Source organism: Pseudarthrobacter sp. MDT1-22, from assembly GCF_054511035.1.
The window spans coordinates 144,713-161,942 of sequence record NZ_JBTNDK010000002.1 but is presented as its reverse complement, the minus strand read 5'-3'; the positions used below and the strand labels follow the sequence as shown (position 1 = coordinate 161,942).

17 protein-coding genes are annotated in these 17,230 nt (G+C 65.8%); 12 read left to right on the top strand and 5 right to left on the bottom strand.

Annotation, left to right across the window (positions count from 1 at the left end; translation table 11 throughout):
• Nucleotides 1-70 precede the first annotated feature (70 nt).
• The 4 genes from fabG to ACX80M_RS02640 all read left to right on the top strand — a co-directional run bounded on the left by fabG (nt 71) and on the right by ACX80M_RS02640 (nt 2,699).
• Nucleotides 71-796, top strand: coding sequence for a 3-oxoacyl-ACP reductase FabG (gene fabG, locus ACX80M_RS02655; protein WP_104061453.1), 726 nt, complete (start codon nt 71-73; stop codon nt 794-796).
• A gap of 114 nt (nt 797-910) precedes the next feature.
• Nucleotides 911-1,663, top strand: a complete 753-nt coding sequence (locus tag ACX80M_RS02650) for an SDR family oxidoreductase (RefSeq protein WP_459308685.1) — start codon at nt 911-913, stop codon at nt 1,661-1,663.
• 190 nt (nt 1,664-1,853) lie between these two features.
• Nucleotides 1,854-2,399 carry a VOC family protein gene (locus tag ACX80M_RS02645; RefSeq protein WP_459308683.1) on the top strand — a complete coding sequence of 182 codons (546 nt, stop codon included), beginning with the start codon at nt 1,854-1,856 and terminating at the stop codon, nt 2,397-2,399.
• A 24-nt stretch (nt 2,400-2,423) separates the two neighbouring features.
• Nucleotides 2,424-2,699: a VOC family protein gene (locus tag ACX80M_RS02640; protein ID WP_252598801.1), complete on the top strand. Its 276-nt coding sequence runs from the start codon at nt 2,424-2,426 to the stop codon at nt 2,697-2,699.
• A gap of 72 nt (nt 2,700-2,771) precedes the next feature.
• Here the strand turns inward: ACX80M_RS02640 and serB are convergent, their stop codons facing one another.
• Entirely contained in the window at nt 2,772-3,665 is an 894-nt protein-coding gene (serB, locus tag ACX80M_RS02635; RefSeq protein ID WP_104061456.1) for a phosphoserine phosphatase SerB, read from the bottom strand.
• A gap of 167 nt (nt 3,666-3,832) precedes the next feature.
• Here serB and ACX80M_RS02630 point away from each other — a divergent pair, with 167 nt between their 5' ends.
• The 5 genes from ACX80M_RS02630 to ACX80M_RS02610 all read left to right on the top strand — a co-directional run bounded on the left by ACX80M_RS02630 (nt 3,833) and on the right by ACX80M_RS02610 (nt 7,842).
• Nucleotides 3,833-4,618, top strand: a complete 786-nt coding sequence (locus ACX80M_RS02630) for an ABC transporter ATP-binding protein (RefSeq protein ID WP_058932497.1) — start codon at nt 3,833-3,835, stop codon at nt 4,616-4,618.
• A gap of 18 nt (nt 4,619-4,636) precedes the next feature.
• A complete protein-coding gene (locus ACX80M_RS02625; RefSeq protein WP_459308679.1) occupies nt 4,637-5,422 on the top strand; it encodes a sulfite exporter TauE/SafE family protein in 786 nt (261 codons plus the stop codon).
• Between the two features lie 7 nt (nt 5,423-5,429).
• Nucleotides 5,430-6,254: a TrmH family RNA methyltransferase gene (locus tag ACX80M_RS02620; protein ID WP_459308674.1), complete on the top strand. Its 825-nt coding sequence runs from the start codon at nt 5,430-5,432 to the stop codon at nt 6,252-6,254.
• A 122-nt stretch (nt 6,255-6,376) separates the two neighbouring features.
• Nucleotides 6,377-6,634 (top strand): type B 50S ribosomal protein L31, encoded by a 258-nt coding sequence (locus ACX80M_RS02615; RefSeq protein ID WP_056339888.1) that lies wholly within the window; start codon nt 6,377-6,379, stop codon nt 6,632-6,634.
• 116 nt (nt 6,635-6,750) lie between these two features.
• Nucleotides 6,751-7,842, top strand: a complete 1,092-nt coding sequence (locus ACX80M_RS02610; RefSeq protein WP_459308671.1) for a lipoate--protein ligase family protein — start codon at nt 6,751-6,753, stop codon at nt 7,840-7,842.
• A 17-nt stretch (nt 7,843-7,859) separates the two neighbouring features.
• Here ACX80M_RS02610 and pepN read toward each other — a convergent pair whose 3' ends face one another.
• Nucleotides 7,860-10,487, bottom strand: a complete 2,628-nt coding sequence (gene pepN, locus ACX80M_RS02605) for an aminopeptidase N (RefSeq protein WP_459308669.1) — start codon at nt 10,485-10,487, stop codon at nt 7,860-7,862.
• Between the two features lie 53 nt (nt 10,488-10,540).
• Nucleotides 10,541-11,608, bottom strand: coding sequence for a YeiH family protein (locus ACX80M_RS02600; RefSeq protein ID WP_252598806.1), 1,068 nt, complete (start codon nt 11,606-11,608; stop codon nt 10,541-10,543).
• 115 nt (nt 11,609-11,723) lie between these two features.
• Between ACX80M_RS02600 and ACX80M_RS02595 the strand changes: the two genes are divergently transcribed.
• From ACX80M_RS02595 to ACX80M_RS02585, 3 genes are all read left to right on the top strand, one after another.
• A complete protein-coding gene (locus tag ACX80M_RS02595; protein WP_459308666.1) occupies nt 11,724-13,280 on the top strand; it encodes a circularly permuted type 2 ATP-grasp protein in 1,557 nt (518 codons plus the stop codon).
• A gap of 75 nt (nt 13,281-13,355) precedes the next feature.
• On the top strand, nt 13,356-14,282 hold the full coding sequence (locus ACX80M_RS02590) for an alpha-E domain-containing protein (protein ID WP_056339904.1): 927 nt from the start codon (nt 13,356-13,358) through the stop codon (nt 14,280-14,282).
• Nucleotides 14,279-15,130, top strand: a complete 852-nt coding sequence (locus ACX80M_RS02585; RefSeq protein ID WP_104061463.1) for a transglutaminase family protein — start codon at nt 14,279-14,281, stop codon at nt 15,128-15,130. The genes ACX80M_RS02590 and ACX80M_RS02585 overlap by 4 nt, the downstream gene beginning before the upstream one ends.
• 33 nt (nt 15,131-15,163) lie before the next feature.
• Here the strand turns inward: ACX80M_RS02585 and ACX80M_RS02580 are convergent, their stop codons facing one another.
• Together ACX80M_RS02580 and ACX80M_RS02575 are read right to left on the bottom strand one after the other, a co-directional pair.
• Complete coding sequence (locus tag ACX80M_RS02580; RefSeq protein ID WP_459308663.1) at nt 15,164-15,676, bottom strand: pyridoxamine 5'-phosphate oxidase family protein; 513 nt, start codon at nt 15,674-15,676, stop codon at nt 15,164-15,166.
• A 45-nt stretch (nt 15,677-15,721) separates the two neighbouring features.
• Nucleotides 15,722-17,173: an SDR family NAD(P)-dependent oxidoreductase gene (locus ACX80M_RS02575; RefSeq protein ID WP_459308661.1), complete on the bottom strand. Its 1,452-nt coding sequence runs from the start codon at nt 17,171-17,173 to the stop codon at nt 15,722-15,724.
• Between the last annotated feature and the right edge of the window lie 57 nt (nt 17,174-17,230).

Below are 17,230 nucleotides of genomic sequence, written 5' to 3'. Positions count from 1 at the left end.
ATCGGAGGCAGTAAAATCACACCCCGTCCTACCCGCGGCTGCACATGCCGCAGAATCCCGGAGCGTTTTTATGTCTGAAGCAGCTACAGCGGCCCGCAGCGTCCTGATCACCGGTGGAAACCGCGGCATCGGCCTGGCCATCGCGCAGGCTTTTGTGGCCAACGGCGACAAGGTGGCCGTGACTTACCGGAGCGCGTCGGAGCTGCCGGCCGGGATTCTGGGCGTGAAGGCCGATGTGACCGACGAGGCCTCTGTGGATGCTGCCTTCGCCGAGGTGGAAGCTGCCCACGGTCCCGTTGAAGTCCTGGTGGCAAACGCGGGAATCACCAAGGACACACTCCTGATGCGCATGAGTGAAGATGACTTCACGTCCGTGATCGACACCAACCTCACCGGCGCTTTCCGCGTCATCAAACGCGCCTCGAAGGGCATGATTCGGATGCGCAAGGGCCGCGTGGTCCTCATTTCCTCGGTCTCCGGCCTCTATGGCGCGCCGGGTCAGATCAACTACTCGGCCTCCAAGGCCGGTCTGGTGGGCATTGCCCGGTCCCTGACCCGAGAGCTCGGTTCACGCGGGATCACAGCAAACGTTGTGGCTCCCGGATTCATCAACACGGACATGACGGCAGAACTGCCCGAAGCCACGCAGAAGGGTTACCTTTCCAGCATTCCTGCCGGCCGGTTTGCCGAGGCAACGGAAGTGGCGAACGTGGTCCGTTGGATCTCCAGCGACGAGGCGGCCTACATTTCAGGCGCCGTCATTCCCGTTGACGGCGGCCTTGGCATGGGCCACTGAAACTAGCGTGACCGGGCTTGTTTATGGGGGTCATACAAGCGATTGTGGCGCGAGCGCTGGCATGATGGACTTCAGACCTCAAGCGATTTAGACGTTTCAAACAAAGGAGCCCATATGGGACTGCTGGACAACAAAACCGCCATTGTGACCGGATCCTCACGGGGAATCGGCGCTGAAGTGGCCAAGAACCTCGCTGCCGAGGGCGCCGCCGTCGTAGTTAATTACCGCCAGAAGGCGCCGCGCGCCAACAGGGTGGTCGCAGGAATTGAAGCTGCCGGCGGCCGCGCCACCGCAGTGGGCGCGGACCTCACCACCCAGGAAGGCGTGCAGGCCCTGGCCAGCGCTGCCATGGAGAACTTCGGTTCGCTGGACGTCCTGGTGCTCAACGCTTCCGGCGGCATGGAGTCCGGCATGGCAGACGACTACGCCCAGAAGCTGAACCGCGACGCCCAGGTCAACATGCTCAACGCCGCCGTGCCCCTGATGAAGGAAGGCTCACGCGTGGTCTTCGTGACCAGCCACCAGGCCCACTTCATCAACTCCGTGCCCACCATGCCCGAATACGAGCCCGTGGCCCGCAGCAAGCGTGCCGGCGAGGACGCCCTGCGTGAGCTCCTTCCGAGCCTGGCTGAGAAGGGCATCTCGCTGGTGGTGGTGTCCGGCGACATGATCGAAGGCACCGTCACGGCGACGCTGCTGGACCGCTCGAACCCGGGCGCCATCGAGGCCCGCCGTGCCGAGGCCGGAAAGCTCTATTCCGTGGAGGAGTTCGCTGAGGTTGTGGCCAGCATGGCGACCGCGGACGTCGAATCCGGCCACACGGAATACGCCGGCGGCTCCGACTACTTCGGCAAGGGCGCCGAGTAGCCGTTCCGGGCATCCCGCAAGGGCCGTAGTTGCCCGCGCCAAAACCCCATCACCACGACGAGCTCCGGGCAGTACTCCTGCCCGGAGCTTTTGTCTGTCGCGAAGCCCAGTCCGTCTGTCTGTCTGTCTGTCTGTCTGGGGCATTGTCGAGGGCGTTGTCTATGAGGGCAACGCCGCCTAGGGTTTATGAATGGCACAGCAACCAGAGGTGACAGGCCGTAGCTATCCGGCAGGTGTTCCGTGCTGGGTGGACACCGAGCAGCCCGACGTGGAGGCCGCCATGCTCTTCTATGGCGGAATCTTTGGGTGGGAATTCGAGGACACCGCCCCGTCCGGCGGCACCGGCAGGTACGTCATAGCCACCCTTGACGGCCAGGATGCCGGCGCCATCACGGGCCCCGGAACCGATGCCGCCACGTGGAACACCTACGTCTCCGTCGACGAAGCAGATGCGGCCGCGCGCCACCTGCTCTCCGTCGGCGCAACACTGAAATCGGCCCCTGCCGATGCGGGCTCAGGAGGCGTGCAGGCAGTACTGGCAGATCCCGAAGGCGCCGAGCTCCGCATCTGGCAGGCCCGCGAGCGGCTCGGTGCCCAGGCCGTCAACCTTCCCGGCGGATGGAACTTCAGTGATCTCTACACGACAAACAACGAGGCAGCAGTCGCTTTCTACACGACGGCCTTCGGCTGGCAGTTCGACAACCTGGACTTCGGAATCATGATCCGCCGCCCCTGATACGGTGATCACCTTGAGGCCACCGTGGACCCCAACATCAGGGCTCGCCAGTCGGGCGACCTCGTGCCCCGCGGCTTCGAGGATGCTGTTGCCTGGCTTGCCTCCGCGGCGCCGGGTGAGCGTCCGCAGTGGCACGTGACGTTTACTGTCGCAGACCGGGACCGTACGGCCGAGGATGCGGAGCGCCTCGGCGCCGACATCCTGGGGCAGGACGATACCGACTGGACGCGCACCGTCCTGATCCGGGATCCCGGCGGAGCCGTATTCACCGCGAGCCAGTACACGCCGCCCACGGGCTGAGCGGACCAGGCTGATCGTCCGGGCTGATCGTCCGGGCTGATTCGACCCGGCCGGCGGGACGGAGCCTGCGGCTCAGACGCCGGCTATGTGGCGCACGGCGTCGAGGTACGGCATGTTGATCGCAGAGTCCGCAACTGCCCGGACCGCAGGTTTGGCATTGAACGCCACTCCCATCCCGGCGGCCCCGAGCATGTCCAGGTCGTTGGCGCCGTCGCCTACGGCAATGGTGTGTTCCATCGCGATTCCTTCTGCAGCCGCCCACTCGCGCAGGTACTTTTCCTTCGCCGCACGGTCGATGACGGCACCGAGCACCTTGCCGGTCAGGGCGCCGTCCACAATCTCAAGTTCGTTCGCCAGCCAGTAGTCCAGGCCCAGATCCTCAGCGATGGGACCCAGGATCTGGTTGAACCCGCCGGACACCACGGCCACCACGTGGCCTGCAGCCTTGAATGCCGCAACCAGCTCAGCGGCACCTTCGCTCAGCTTCACTTCCGCCCGGACAGAATCGACGACGGCGGCCGGCAGCCCTGCGAGCACGGCCACCCGCGCGTGGAGGCTCTGCGCGAAGTCCAGTTCACCGCGCATCGCCGCTTCGGTGACTGCCGCCACTTCCTCCCGCTTGCCCGCATAGGCTGCCAGGAGCTCGATGACTTCCTGCTGGATCAGCGTCGAATCAACGTCCATGATCAACAGCTTCCGCGGAGCCGCACGAAGGCCAGCGGGAACGATGGCGGTGTCCAGGCCATCCTGCGCCGCCTCGGCCACCGCCCGGCGGAGCGCCGAAATGCCGGCGTCCGTGCCATCCGCGACGGCGACCTCGGCAGTGTGGACCTCAAACCGGCTGTCCCCGCCCCTTGATTCGGATTGGAGCGTGGCGCCACTGCCCGTCAGGGCGGAGCGCAGCTTGTCGAGCCCGGAGGCAGTCAATTTTGGGCCATAGCTGACCGCAGTCACGTTCGAAGTCATGGCTGCAATCTTAGCCAGCGGGGGAGAGCCGCCCGAATTGATTGCGCCACGTTGATGGCGAACCCGTGGGCCAGCCAGCAGACGGGCCGTGCCCGGGACTGTGACGGGCGTCGCTGTCCACGTTTCAGTTATCAGTCCGTCCCTGTTTTGTCCTAGTGTCTACTCCTATGAGTGATGTTCTTGAATTGGCCGCCGTCAGCGTTGTCCGTGGGTCTAAGACGCTCCTGAACAAGGTGGACTGGCAGGTCAAGGAGGGCGAGCGCTGGGTCATCCTGGGACCCAACGGCGCAGGCAAGACCACTCTCCTGCAGATTGCTGCAGCCCGTCTCCACCCCACCAGCGGCATAGCCGGCGTCCTGGAGGAAATCCTCGGCTCCGTGGACGTGTTTGAACTCCGGCCCCGCATCGGACTGTCCTCCGCCGCACTGGCCAACCAGATTCCCGGGCACGAAACGGTCCTCAATGTAGTCGTCACGGCGGCGTACGGCGTGACGGGGCGGTGGCGTGAGGGCTATGAGAGGGCTGACGAACGCCGGGCTTTCAGGCTGCTGAATGACTGGGGCATGGGGCCGTTCCTGAACAGGGCTTTCGCGTCCCTTTCTGAGGGTGAGCGCAAGCGCGTCCAGATTGCCCGTGCCCTGATGACTGACCCGGAACTCCTCCTGCTCGACGAACCTGCCGCCGGCCTGGACCTGGGTGGGCGCGAGGACCTGGTGCACCGCCTCACCGAACTGGCCCGTGATGACGCCGCTCCGGCCATTGTCCTGGTCACCCACCACCTCGAAGAAGTGCCGCCTGGCTTCACCCACGCGATGTTGCTCCGTGAATCCAACGTGGTGGCGGCCGGACCCCTCGAGGGTGTGCTCACGGCGGAGCACCTCAGCAAGACCTTCGGCGTGGAACTCGACGTCACAGTCAACGCCGGCCGCTACACCGCCACCGCCCGCCGCTAGGCCACGGCGCCGCCAACCGTGGATCTTCTCAGCAGCATCTTTGTGTTTTTTGCCGGCCTGTGGGCGGGCACCATCAACGCCGTTGTAGGCTCCGGCACCCTGGTCACCTTCCCGGTCCTGATCGCCCTCGGCGTCACTCCGGTGGTCGCTTCCATGAGCAACGCGATGGGCCTTGTGGCCGGCACCGCAGCGGGCGCGTGGGGCTACCGCCGCGAGCTCAAGGGCCGCGGCCTGCAGCTGCTGAAGCTCCTCCCGGCGTCGCTGCTGGGCGGCATCACCGGAGCCTGGCTGCTGCTGCACCTGCCGGAGAAGGTCTTCCACTACGTCGCACCGGTCCTCCTGGTCCTTGCCCTGCTGATGGTGGTGTTCCAGCCGCGGCTGCAGGCCTGGGTCCGCAACCGCGAGGAAAACCCCGAGCACGCCATCAAGGACAAACACCATGGCATCCTCCTGATCGTGCTGGTGTACCTGGCCGGCGTCTATGGGGGCTACTTCGTGGCCGCCCAAGGCATCCTCCTGGTGGGCATTCTGGGCGTGTTCCTTACCGGCACCATCCAGAACGCCAATGCCATGAAGAACATCCTGGTCCTCGGCGTGAACCTTGTGGCCGCAGTGTCCTACCTGCTCTTCGCGTTTGACCGGATCAACTGGCTGGTGGTGCTCCTGATTGCCGGGAGCTCCACGATCGGCGGCCTCCTGGGATCCAAGGTGGGACGGAGGCTGTCCCCGGCTGTGCTGCGGACTGTCATCTTTGCCCTCGGCCTGATGGCGCTGGGCTTTATGATCGCCAACCTGATGAAATAATCAGCCGGTGACAATCCACTACCTTCAATCTGCCGGGGATCCCCGTGTCTCCGACTACACGCAGCTGACGGACGTTCACCTGCGGAAGCTCCGTGAACCGGCTGAAGGAATGTACATCGCCGAATCCTCACGGGTCCTGCGCCGGGCGTTGGCGGCCGGCCACCGTCCAAGGTCGTTCTTCCTGGCGGAGAAATGGCTGGCTGACCTGCAGGATGTCCTCAGTGCCTACCCCGACGTTCCCGCCTTTATTGGCAGCGCTGCCCTGCTCGAAGAGATCACCGGGTTCCACCTCCACCGCGGCGCCATGGCAGCCATGCAACGGCCGGAACCGGTGCCTCTCCACGACTTGCTGGCAGGCGCGCGCCGGGTCGCGATCCTGGAGGACATCGTGGACCACACCAACGTGGGCGCCATCTTCCGGTCGGCCGCGGCCCTGGACATCGATGCCGTCCTGATTTCGCCGCGCTGCGGCGATCCGCTCTACCGCCGCAGCGTCCGGGTCAGCATGGGAACGGTCTTCCAGGTGCCTTGGGCGCGGCTGGGGTCCTGGCCGCAGGACCTGTCGCTGCTTAAGGAAGCCGGCTTCACCGTGGCCGCGTTGGAACTCACCGGGGACGCCGTGGACGTGGACGCGCTTGCCGCACGCAATCCGGACCGGCTGGCCCTGGTGCTCGGCACCGAAGGTGCCGGCATGAGCGCCGAGACGCTTGCCGCCGTCGACCTCGCCGTGAAGATCCCCATGTGCGCCGGCGTGGACTCCCTCAACGTGGCGGCGGCCTCCGCCGTGGCGTTCTGGGAACTCCGGCCCCGCGGTTCGCAGGGTCCGCGCTGATCAGCTATTATTAACAGCTGGCTGTCCTGCGCTTTCTGTCTTGCGGCAGTGAAGCAGACACCAGCCATCCCATTCATACCTGGCAGCTGGCAAAATCCAGTTGTGCGAACAAAGGCCCCATTATGAAGTCTGATATCCACCCGAAGTACGAAGCTGTTGTTTTCAACGACCTGGCTTCCGGCGTCAAGTTCCTGACCAAGTCCACCGTGTCTTCCAAGAAGACCATCGAGTGGGAAGACGGAAACACCTACCCGGTCATTGACGTCGAAATCTCCTCCGAGTCCCACCCGTTCTACACGGGCAAGCAGCGCATCATGGACTCTGCAGGCCGCGTCGAGCGCTTCAACGCTCGCTTCAAGGGCTTCGGCGGCGCGAAGTAATTCACTTCACCCCCCCAAGGTTCTTTGGAAAGCCCGCACCGGCAACGGTGCGGGCTTTTTGCGTCCGGGGGTTTTGTCGTTTCGGGGAGCCCTGATCGTGGGGCAGGATGGGTGGCATGACTGCCTCGCCGTTTGCCGCTGAAGACCGCCCCCGCAGCCACCACGGTGAGTACAAAGTCCCCGGCGGCAAACTTGTGGTGGTGGATTTCGACGTTGTGGACGGTGTCCTCGCCGACGTCTCCCTCAGCGGCGACTTTTTCCTCGAACCCGACGAGACGCTGCCTGCCATCAACCGGGCGCTGACAGGACTTCCGGAAAGCACGACCGTGGCGGAGCTGTCCGCGGCCGTCACCGCTTCGCTGCCGCCCGGCGCTGTCCTGTTCGGCTTTTCGGCCGACGCCGTGGCCGTCACGGTCCGCCGCGCGCTGGCGAAGGCCACGGCCTGGACCGACCACCGCTGGAACATCATCGCCCCCACAGTACTGCCCACGCATATCAACGTCGCGCTGGATGAGGTGCTGACCGAAGAGGTGGGCGGCGGCCGTCGCAACCCCACCCTGCGGTTCTGGGACTGGGAGGAACCGTCCGTGGTGATCGGCAGTTTCCAGTCCTTCCGCAACGAGCTGGATCCCGACGGCGTCGCCCGGCACGGCATCACCGTGGTCCGCCGGATCAGCGGTGGCGGAGCCATGTTCATGGAGGCCGGCAACTGCATCACCTACTCCCTGTACCTGCCGCAGACGCTCGTGGACGGGATCAGCTTCGCGGACTCCTACGCATTCCTCGACGCCTGGGTGATGGCCGCCCTCGAGAAAATCGGGGTGACCGCGTTTTACGTGCCCCTGAACGACATCGCCACGGACCAGGGCAAGATCGGCGGCGCCGCCCAGAAACGCCTGGCCAACGGCGGCATGCTGCACCACGTCACCATGAGCTACGACATCGACGCCGACAAGATGGTCGAGGTGCTGCGCATCGGTAAGGAGAAGCTCTCGGACAAGGGGACGCGCAGCGCCAAGAAGCGGGTTGATCCGCTGCGCCGGCAGACCGGGCTGACCCGCACGGAGATCATCGCGGCCATGATGGAAGTGTTCACCGAACGCTACGCGGCCACCTCGTCCGAACTCACTGCCGCCGAGCTCACTGCCGCCCGGGACCGGGTGACCACCAAGTTCGGCGCCGAGGATTGGCTGCACCGGGTCCCGTAAGAGCCTTGCCGGGTGATCTACAGAGCCTGTGCGTTGAGCGCCCTCAGAAGGTGGTTCCGCTGCTCCACAATGATCCGGCGCAGCGCCCGCGGCGCGTCAGAGTTAGCCATCAGCCAGGCATCCGTGCGGAGCACCACGGCGTGCTCCGCAGGCAAGGTCCCCGCCGGCAGATCCTGCGCCAGGGGATAGAGCCCCCGGACGATCCGGCTGGCGATTTCAATGCTCCTGTTGTCCCAGACACCGCGGAGGCACTCGAAGTACGGCTCCACATAGGGTTCCAGCAGGGCAGCAGAGGCGGTGGCAAATCCAACGATGGTGGCGCTGAGCAGTTGGTTCGACAGCTCCGTCCCCTCCACGGCAGAGGGCCAGGCGGCGGCCTTCACACCAGGCTCCGGACGGGCGGCGAGGGCTGTGGCGTGGCCCGCCCGGCCCGAAGCGGTGGTGTCGCGTTCGAGTTCTGCGTCCAGGTCTTCGGGGGTTGCCTGCCCATTGGCCGCCAGGGCGTGCCAGAAGCTCCAGCGCAGCTCGGCGTCCACGGCCAGGCCGTCCACCACCACCGTGCCGTCCAGAAGGCACCTCAGTCGGGGGAGGAGGGTAGCGTCATGACGGCTGACGGCGGCGAGCGTCCGCGCCCAGGCCAGCTGGTGGTCCGAGCCCGGCGCTGCCTTACCCAGCTGGGCGTCGGCCGCCGCCAGGAAGGCGCCGCGCACCGCGTCGCGTTGGGCCAAGGGGGTGTAGCGTTCGACGGCGGTGGCGGCGTTCTCGAGGATGTTCAGCAGCACGCCGACTCCCGTTTCGGACGGGCCGAACGACGTCACGGCCTCCACGTAGCGGGAGGCCGGGCTTTCCCCGTCGCGGGCGGAGTTCCACAGCGCGGTCCAGCAGAGGGCGCGGGCCATCGGATCGGTGATGCGGTCCAGGGATGCCAAAACTGTTTCCTCGGACACCGGGTCCAGCCGGACTTTTGCGTAGGTCAGGTCATCATCGTTGACGAGCAGGAGGGCGGGCCGCGGCTGCCCGGCCAACTCCGGGACCTCTGTCCGCGCTCCGGCAACGTCCGTTTCAAAACTCCAGGTGCGGACCAGGTCGCCGTCGGCATCGAAGTTGTACGAGCCCACGCGCAGCCGGTGCGGCCGCAGTTGCTCCCGTCCGGTAACGGGGTCCACTGCGGCCTGGACGATCGTTACGGCGCCGACGACGCCGTCGTGCGTTTCCGTCTCCAGCGACAGTGTGGAGATGCCGGAGGTCTGCAGCCAGGCGGCAGCCCAGCCGGCAAGGTCGCGACCGGAAGCAGCGCTGAGGGGCTTCAGCAGGTCCGACAGTGAGGTGTTTCCGTAGGCGTGATCGCGGAAGTACTGCCGTGAGCCGGCGATGAAAGCATTGAACCCGACGTACGCCACCAGCTGCTTGAGTACGGACGCGCCCTTGGCGTAGGTGATGCCGTCAAAATTCTGTTTGGCGGCCTCAAGGTCAGGGATGTCGGCAACGATCGGGTGGGTGGTGGGCAGCTGGTCCTGGACGTAGGCCCACGCCTTGCGCTTGTTGGCGAAGTTCACCCAGGCTGTCTCCCAGTCCGTGGCACGGTCCACACCGAGGGTACCCATGTAGTCCGCAAAGGACTCCTTCAGCCACAGGTCGTCCCACCACTGCATCGTGACAAGGTCGCCGAACCACATGTGCGCCATCTCGTGCATCAGCGTGTTCGCCCGGGCCTGGTACTGCGCGTCGGTGGCGCGGGATGTGAACACGTAGCTTTCGGTGAACGTGACCAGCCCCGGGTTTTCCATCGCGCCCAGGTTGTATTCGGGCACAAAGGCCTGATCGTATTTTCCCCAGGGGTAGGGAAAATCGAAAAGCCGGTTGAAGAAGTCCAGCCCGTTTTTGGTCAGCCTGAAGAGCTCCGCGGCATCGAACGATTCCGCCATGGAAGCCCGGCAGTACAGCGCCAGCGGAACCTCCAGCTGCGTGCCGTCGTCGAGCGTGGCGCTCCAGTGGTCCTGGGCTTTAAAGTACGGCCCGGCGAGCACTGTGGTGATGTAGGTGGACATGGGGCGGGTGGTGGCGAAGTCCCAGCGGCTGGTGGCCGGATCGCTGGTCAGCTGCGTCCGGGCCGCTTCCACGCCGTTGGAGGCCACCTCCCAGCCGGACGGTGCCATCACGTGGAATGTGTACTCGGCCTTGAGGTCAGGCTGTTCAAAGTTCGCGAACACTCGACGGGCGTCGGCGGGCTCATACTGCGTGTAGAGGTAGCACTGGCCGTCAGCCGGATCCACAAAGCGGTGCATGCCCTCACCGGACCGGCTGTATAGGGCGGTGCCGGTGACGGTGACCTGGTTCTCTGCCTGCAGGTTGTCCAGGCGGATCCGGGAACCGTCCACAACGTCGGCCACGGGCAGCGCCTGGCCGTTGAGGAACACGCTGTGGACCTCACCGGCGATGAAATCCAGAAATGTAGACGCCACCTGCCCCTGCCCCTGCCCCTGGCCCGGCACGGCGGCGGAGAAGTGGATAACGGTGCGGCTGATGTAGCCCGCCACGTCCGGGTCCGCTGCCTGCCGCACATCCAGGGAGACGTCGTAACTGTGGGTGCTGATCAGGGCTGACCGTTGAGCGGCTTCATCGCGCTGCAGATTCTCATGTGACACTCAGCTATCTAATCACGGGACCCGGGCGTGCCGGTCCCCATCCGGCTGCCGGCCTAGGCCGTCATCAGCAGGGCCGCTGCCAGGCCCAGCAGCGCGATCAGCAGCCAGGCCGCCAGCGCCGCGAGCAGCGCCCTCGCTCCGGTGTGCAGGAGCGTGCGGATCCGCACGGCCGACCCGAGCCCGAAGAGCGCCGCTCCCAGGAGAATGTCCTGCAGCCCCGCACCGGCGTCGAGCCAGCCGTCCGAGAGCCAGTCCGTGGACCGAAGCGCCACCATGGCCACAAACCCCACCACGAACAGGGGCACCAGCGGCGGCAGCGCATGTTGTCCTGACGTGCTCATGCGGTGGTGCACGCCCGCCACGGCCACCACCGGTGCCAGGAGCAGCACTCGGGTGAGCTTAACGACGACGGCGATGCCCAGTGCTGCGGTGCCGGCGGTCTGCGCCGTGGCCACCACCTGGCCGACGTCGTGCACCGACGCACCCGTCCAGGCGCCGAAAGCGAGGGGGCTCAACTGCAGGGGATGCATCAGCAGCGGCAGAATGCCGATCGCCAGCGTGCCGCACAGTGTCACCAGCGCCACCGGCAGGACAGTATCCGCATGCCGGATCCGCCGCACGGCCGCCATGGCACCGATGGCGGACGCCCCGCAGATCGAAAAGCCGGTTGCCACCAGCAGCGCGGTCTCACGCGGCAGCCGGAACAGCCGCACCAGCAGGTAGGTGCCGCCGAAACTCAGCAGCACTACGCCCGTTATCAGGACCATGGCCAGCCAGCCGAGGCCCAGGATGTCCATGATGCTCACCTTGAGGCCCAGCAGGACGATGCCGCCCCGCATCAGGTGCTTGCCCGCGAAGTCCAGGCCCGGACGCGCCCGTCCGGCGATCCACACCGCCGTGCCGGGCAGGTTCGCGGCGAGCAGGCCCAGCGCCACCGCGACGGTCATGGCGGGCAGGGCCGGCACCACAGCATGTACAGCGAAGGCCACGGCCAGCGCGGGGGTGGCCGTCAGGAGGCCGGGCAGGAGCCTGCCGGAACGTATCGTCGCGTCACGCACGCGGGCCCTCAGGCCGCTGTTCCCGCCCTCGCCGGAGCTCCCGGGATTACTTGATTCTGGCACTCACTAACCTTGCCGGATAGGACACGGATTCAACGAACCGCCGTTGCCTCCCTGCAACACGCCACAATGGATGGCGGTAATGATTTCGAAACAAAAAGATGGTTGGCTAAAGGACATGTCAGACCTATTTCAGGATTACTCCGAGGCCGCCGAACGTACCGGCGCCTACGACGAGATGTTCGCCCCCGGCCAGGAAGCACGCGAGTCGTACGGCCAGGTGGCCGATGCCCTTAGCAAGCTCTCCCTCGCTGACGTCAGCGCCCGGGCGGACTCCATGGCACGGACCTTCCTGGACCGCGGTGTGACGTTTGACTTCGCGGGGGAGGAGCGGCCTTTTCCGCTCGACATCGTCCCCCGCATTATCCCCGCCGATGAGTGGACCGTGCTGGAAAAGGGCGTGGCGCAGCGCGTCCGGGCCTTGGAAGCCTTCCTCAACGATGTCTACGACAAAATGAATGTAGTGGCGGACGGCGTCATCCCGCGCCAGCTCGTCACCACCAGCGCCCACTTCCACCGCCAGGTGCACGGCTTCGAGCCGTCCGGCGGAGTCCGAGTGCACATCTCCGGCATCGATGTGGTGCGCGACGCCGCAGGCACCTTCCGCGTCCTGGAAGACAATGTGCGGGTGCCGTCCGGCGTCAGCTACGTCCTGGAAAACCGGCGGGCCATGGCCAAGGGCCTGCCCGAAGCGTTTGGCCAGCAGCTCATCCGGCCGGTCGAAGAGTACCCCCGCCGGCTGCTGTCCGCGCTGCGCAAAACGGCGCCCGCCGGCGTCGACGATCCCACGGTTGTGGTGCTGACCCCCGGCGTCTTTAACAGCGCCTACTTCGAACACACACTGCTGGCCGGCCTGATGGGCGTGGAGCTCGTCGAAGGCCGCGACCTCATCTGCCGCGGCAACCGCGTCTACATGCGCACCACGGCCGGTGAGCAGCGCGTGGACGTGATCTACAAACGCATCGATGACGAGTTCCTGGACCCCCTGCAGTTCCGCTCGGATTCCATGCTCGGCTGCCCGGGGCTGGTCAACGCCGCCAGGGCCGGCGGCGTGACCATCGCCAACGCCGTGGGCAACGGCGTGGCCGACGACAAACTTGTCTACAGCTACGTTCCGGACCTCATCCGCTACTACCTCAGCGAGGAGCCCGTCATCGCGAACGTGGATACGTTCCGGCTGGAGGAGAAGGACTCCAGGGAATACGTCCTTGACAACCTGGCTGAGCTTGTGGTGAAGCCCGTGGACGGCTCCGGCGGCAAAGGCCTGGTGATCGGGCCGGACGCCTCCAACGATGAACTCGAGGCCCTGCGCAAGCGGGTCGTCGCTGACCCTCGAGGCTGGATCGCCCAGCCGGTCCTGCAGCTTTCCACCGTGCCAACGCTCGGCGGGGACAAGTTCGGCCCGCGGCACGTGGACCTGCGCCCCTTTGCCGTCAACGACGGCGACGATGTCTGGGTACTTCCTGGCGGACTCACCAGGGTGGCGCTCAAGGAAGGCTCCCTCATTGTGAACTCCAGCCAGGGCGGCGGCTCCAAGGACACCTGGGTGCTGGCAGACTCGCCCCAGGTGCCGGTGGAAACTGTTCCGCGGCCCACCATTTCCATCCGCGAGCGGGTATCCGTCTGGCCCGTGGAGAGCAACTGGCGCGACCGCCAGTCGGAGCAGCAGCAGTGAGCCGGGCCATCGAACCGGCACAAATGTTCACGGGGTCATCCCCACAGATTTCGGACGCGCAGGAGGTCACCGCGAATGCTTAGCCGTATTGCTGAGTCCCTATTTTGGATCGGACGCTACGTGGAGCGGGCCGACGGCACCGCCCGCATCCTGGACGTGCACCTGGAACGCCTGAACCACCTCCCCATGGACGAACGCCGCAGGGTGGCCCAGGAACTGCTCGCAGTGATGGGCGCCCGGCCGCAGAGCGAAGACTTCGGCCTGCCCGAACTCCTCCATGCGCTGGCGTACGACAAAACAAGCGCAACCTCCATCGCCGGGTCGCTGGGAGCCGCGCGCGAGAATGCCCGCCGTGCCCGCGAGACCGTGTCCTCGGGCCTGTGGGAAAGCCTCAACACCACCTACTACGGGCTGAGCCAGCACCGCAAGGACGTGGTGGGGACGTACCGCTTCTGCAACTGGACGCTGGAACGGACGGCCATGGTCAGCGGCCTGGCCGACACCACGGTGAGCCATGACGAAAGCTGGCTGTTCCTGGTATTGGGCCGGTCCCTGGAGCGCGCGGACATGACGGCGCGGATGCTTTCCACCCGGGATGTCCTTTCTGCAGGTATGTCCTGGGTCAACATGCTGCGGTGCGCGGGGGCCTATGAGTCGTTCCTGCGGACGCGCCGGGCCGCGTTCGGGGACCAGCACGCCGCCGAGTTCCTCCTGCTTGACCGGCTGTTCCCGCGGTCCATCGTCTACGCCCTGCGCGACGCTGATGAGTGCCTCGCCAAGCTGGACCCTTCGGCGCAGCGCGTGGGCTTCATCAACGACGCCCGCCGGATCGTGGGCCAGGCCCGTACGTTCCTAGAGTTCCACCGGACGGACGATCTGATGTCCGAACTGCCCGAGCACATGGAACGCGTGCAGAAGGCCGTCTCGCAGGCCTCGGACGCCATTTCCCGTAAATACTTCAATCAGGCAGACGAACTCGCCTGGGTGGGAGAAGTTTCATGACCCGGCTGAGCATCATCCACACCACGGCCTACAAGTACAACAAGCGCGTCACGCTCTCGTACAACGAAGCCCGCATGACGCCGCTGACCGACCCCCAGCAGGTGGTCCTTGAATCCGTGCTCAAGGTCTCGCCGACGCAGGCGGCCGTGAGCAACTACCGGGACTACTGGGGCACGCGGGTCACCGCCTTCGACATGCAGATGCCGCACGACCACCTTGAGGTCGTTTCCAACATCACCGTTGAAGTGCACCGGGCGGAAAAAATCCCGGCTGACGCAGACATCGCCGGCTGGGACGTCCTGGCATCGAAGGAATCGTTGAATACGTTCAGCGACTGGCTGCCGCAGTCCCAGCTGAGCGGTCCCGGTGACGAGGTACTGGGCATCATTCCAGGTGTCGTGGAGGGCAAGAACCCGCACGAGGCCGCCATGGCCATCTTCGAATGGATGCGCGGCGAGATGACGTACATGTCCGGTTCCACCGCGGTTACCACCAACGCCGAGGAAGCGTGGGGACAGCGGCAGGGCGTCTGCCAGGACCTCGCGCACCTCGCCATCGGCGCGCTGCGCAGCTGCGGCATTCCCGCCCGGTACGTCTCCGGATACCTGCACCCGCGGTCGACGGCGGCCATCGGCGAGACAGTCGCCGGCCAGTCACATGCGTGGCTGGAGTTCTGGGACGGCGAGTGGCGCAGCTGGGATCCTACGAACCACAAGCCGGCAGGGGACTACCATGTCACCGTCGCCAGGGGCCGGGACTACCGGGACGTACCACCGCTGAAGGGCATCCTGTCCGGCGGCGGCGGATCGGCGCTCAGCGTGAGCGTGGAAATCACCCGCCTCGCTTAGGCAGTCGGGGGCGTTTCCTCGTCCTGCCCAGGACTACTCCGGGGCTGCCTTGGCCGCTCCGCTGAGCTGGGTCCACCAGGTCATGGGTGCGGTGACTTTGAACCGGCGCCCGGTCACTGTTCCCGGGCTCACCCGGACAAAGGTGTCTTTCTTCCCGGCCTGCCATGGGAAGAGGTACAGGGCTGCGGAGTCCAGGATGCCTTCGGTTCCTGTGATGACCTTTGCCGGTCCCTTGACCACCACGCTCCAGGCCAGGCCGCTGACGGCATCCACGCCGTCGGCCTCCAACGCCACAGCGGCACCTCCCGAGGCGGCGGCCAGCTTGGTTCCAGCGCCGGTGCGGAACACTAATGTTCCGCCGTCCACCGTGTAGTTGATGGGGAAGATGTCAGGCTGACCGTCCACCAGGACGGCCAGCCTGCCTACCGAAACCGTCCGCAACAGGGCCCAGCATTCGTGGTGTTCCAGGTTCTGGACCTGGGACGTTGGTTCGCTGGACGTTGGTTCGCTGGACGTTGACCCGGTGGACGTTGCTTCAATGCTCATGCCGCCGAGCCTACGCCCAACGCACCGGAGAGGACAGCGTCCGTCCTACCAGGGGCTGGGCTTGTAGTCCTTGAGGAAGACCCCGTACTGGTCCTCGCCGTTTTCGCCCATCACGATCGGATCGTAGACGCGGGCGGCGCCGTCCACCAGGTCCAGGGGTGCGTGGAAGCCCTCTTCCATAAGCCGGACCTTGGTGAAGTGCGGGCGTTCGTCGGTGATCCAGCCGGTGTCCACCGCTGTCATCAGGATCCCGTCGGCGTCCAGCATTTCCTGGGCGCTGGTCCGAGTCATCATGTTCAGGGCCGCCTTGGCCATGTTGGTGTGCGGATGCCCGGGGCCCTTGTAGGCGCGGGAGAACTGGCCTTCCATGGCGGAGACGTTGACGATGTATTTCCGGTGCGCCGTGGAGCGCTTCATGGCGTCCCGGAGCCTGCTGACCAGCAGGAACGGGGCCGTGACGTTGCAGAGCTGGACTTCCAGCATTTCCAGGGGGTCAACCTCGTCCACCACCTGGGTCCAGCTGTTGATGTCAGCCAGGTCCGGGACGAGCCCGCCGGCGTCGATCGCTGTTCCGGAGGCGATCCGCTCCAGCGAGGCCGAGCCGGTGGAGAGCGCCAGCGAAGTGATGGCGTCGCCGGCCAGCACCGGGTGATCCGTGACACTGCTCGCCAGGGCGAGGGGGTGTTTGTCGTGGGCGTGGCCGAAGGTCACCTGTTCCGGTCCGCCGTTGGCCGGCTCCAGCGCTGCCGGCAGCGGCTCGTCCTCGGCGTCCACCAGGGGTTTGTAGGCGTTGCCGGATCGGCGCACCGTTTGGGCGGCGTTGTTGATGATGATGTCCAGGGGGCCCGCGGCGTTGAGCGAATCCGTCAAGGCCATCACCTGTGACGGGTCGCGCAGGTCGATGCCCACGATCCGGAGCCGGTGCAGCCACTCGCTGCTGTCTTCCATTGCCGCAAAACGGCGTGCGGCGTCTTTGGGGAACCTGGTGGTGATGGTGGTGTGCGCGCCATCCCGGAGCAGGCGCAGCGCGATGTACATGCCGATTTTGGCCCGCCCGCCGGTGAGCAGCGCACGCCGGCCTGTCAGGTCGGTGCGGGCATCCCGCTTGCTGTGGCTGAAGGCGGCGCATTCCGGGCACAGCTGATGATAAAAAGCGTCCACCTGCGTGTAGTGCTTCTTGCAGATATAGCAGGGGCGGGAACGGATCAGGTGCCCGGCCACCTTGCCCGTCGCCGAGGTCTCCAGCTTGTTGCCCTGGGTCTCGTCGTCGATCCGGTCCGGTGCTGCCGTTGCCGTCTGGGCGATGACGGCCCGGTCGGCTTCGGAGATCAGGTCCCGCTTGGTGACGCGGCGGTGACGCTTCACGGCCTTGAACATCTTCCCGGTGGCACGGCGCACCGAGACATAGTCGGGGTGTTCCTCGTCGTAGACGTGGATGGTGTTCAAAACCTTGAGGCAGGCCTGGATTTCCTCAGGCGTCAGATCGGGGGAGCTCATTGTACCGATTTTACAGCCTGGCGAAGATCCAGCCTGACCGTGCCGCCGGGTTCGCAG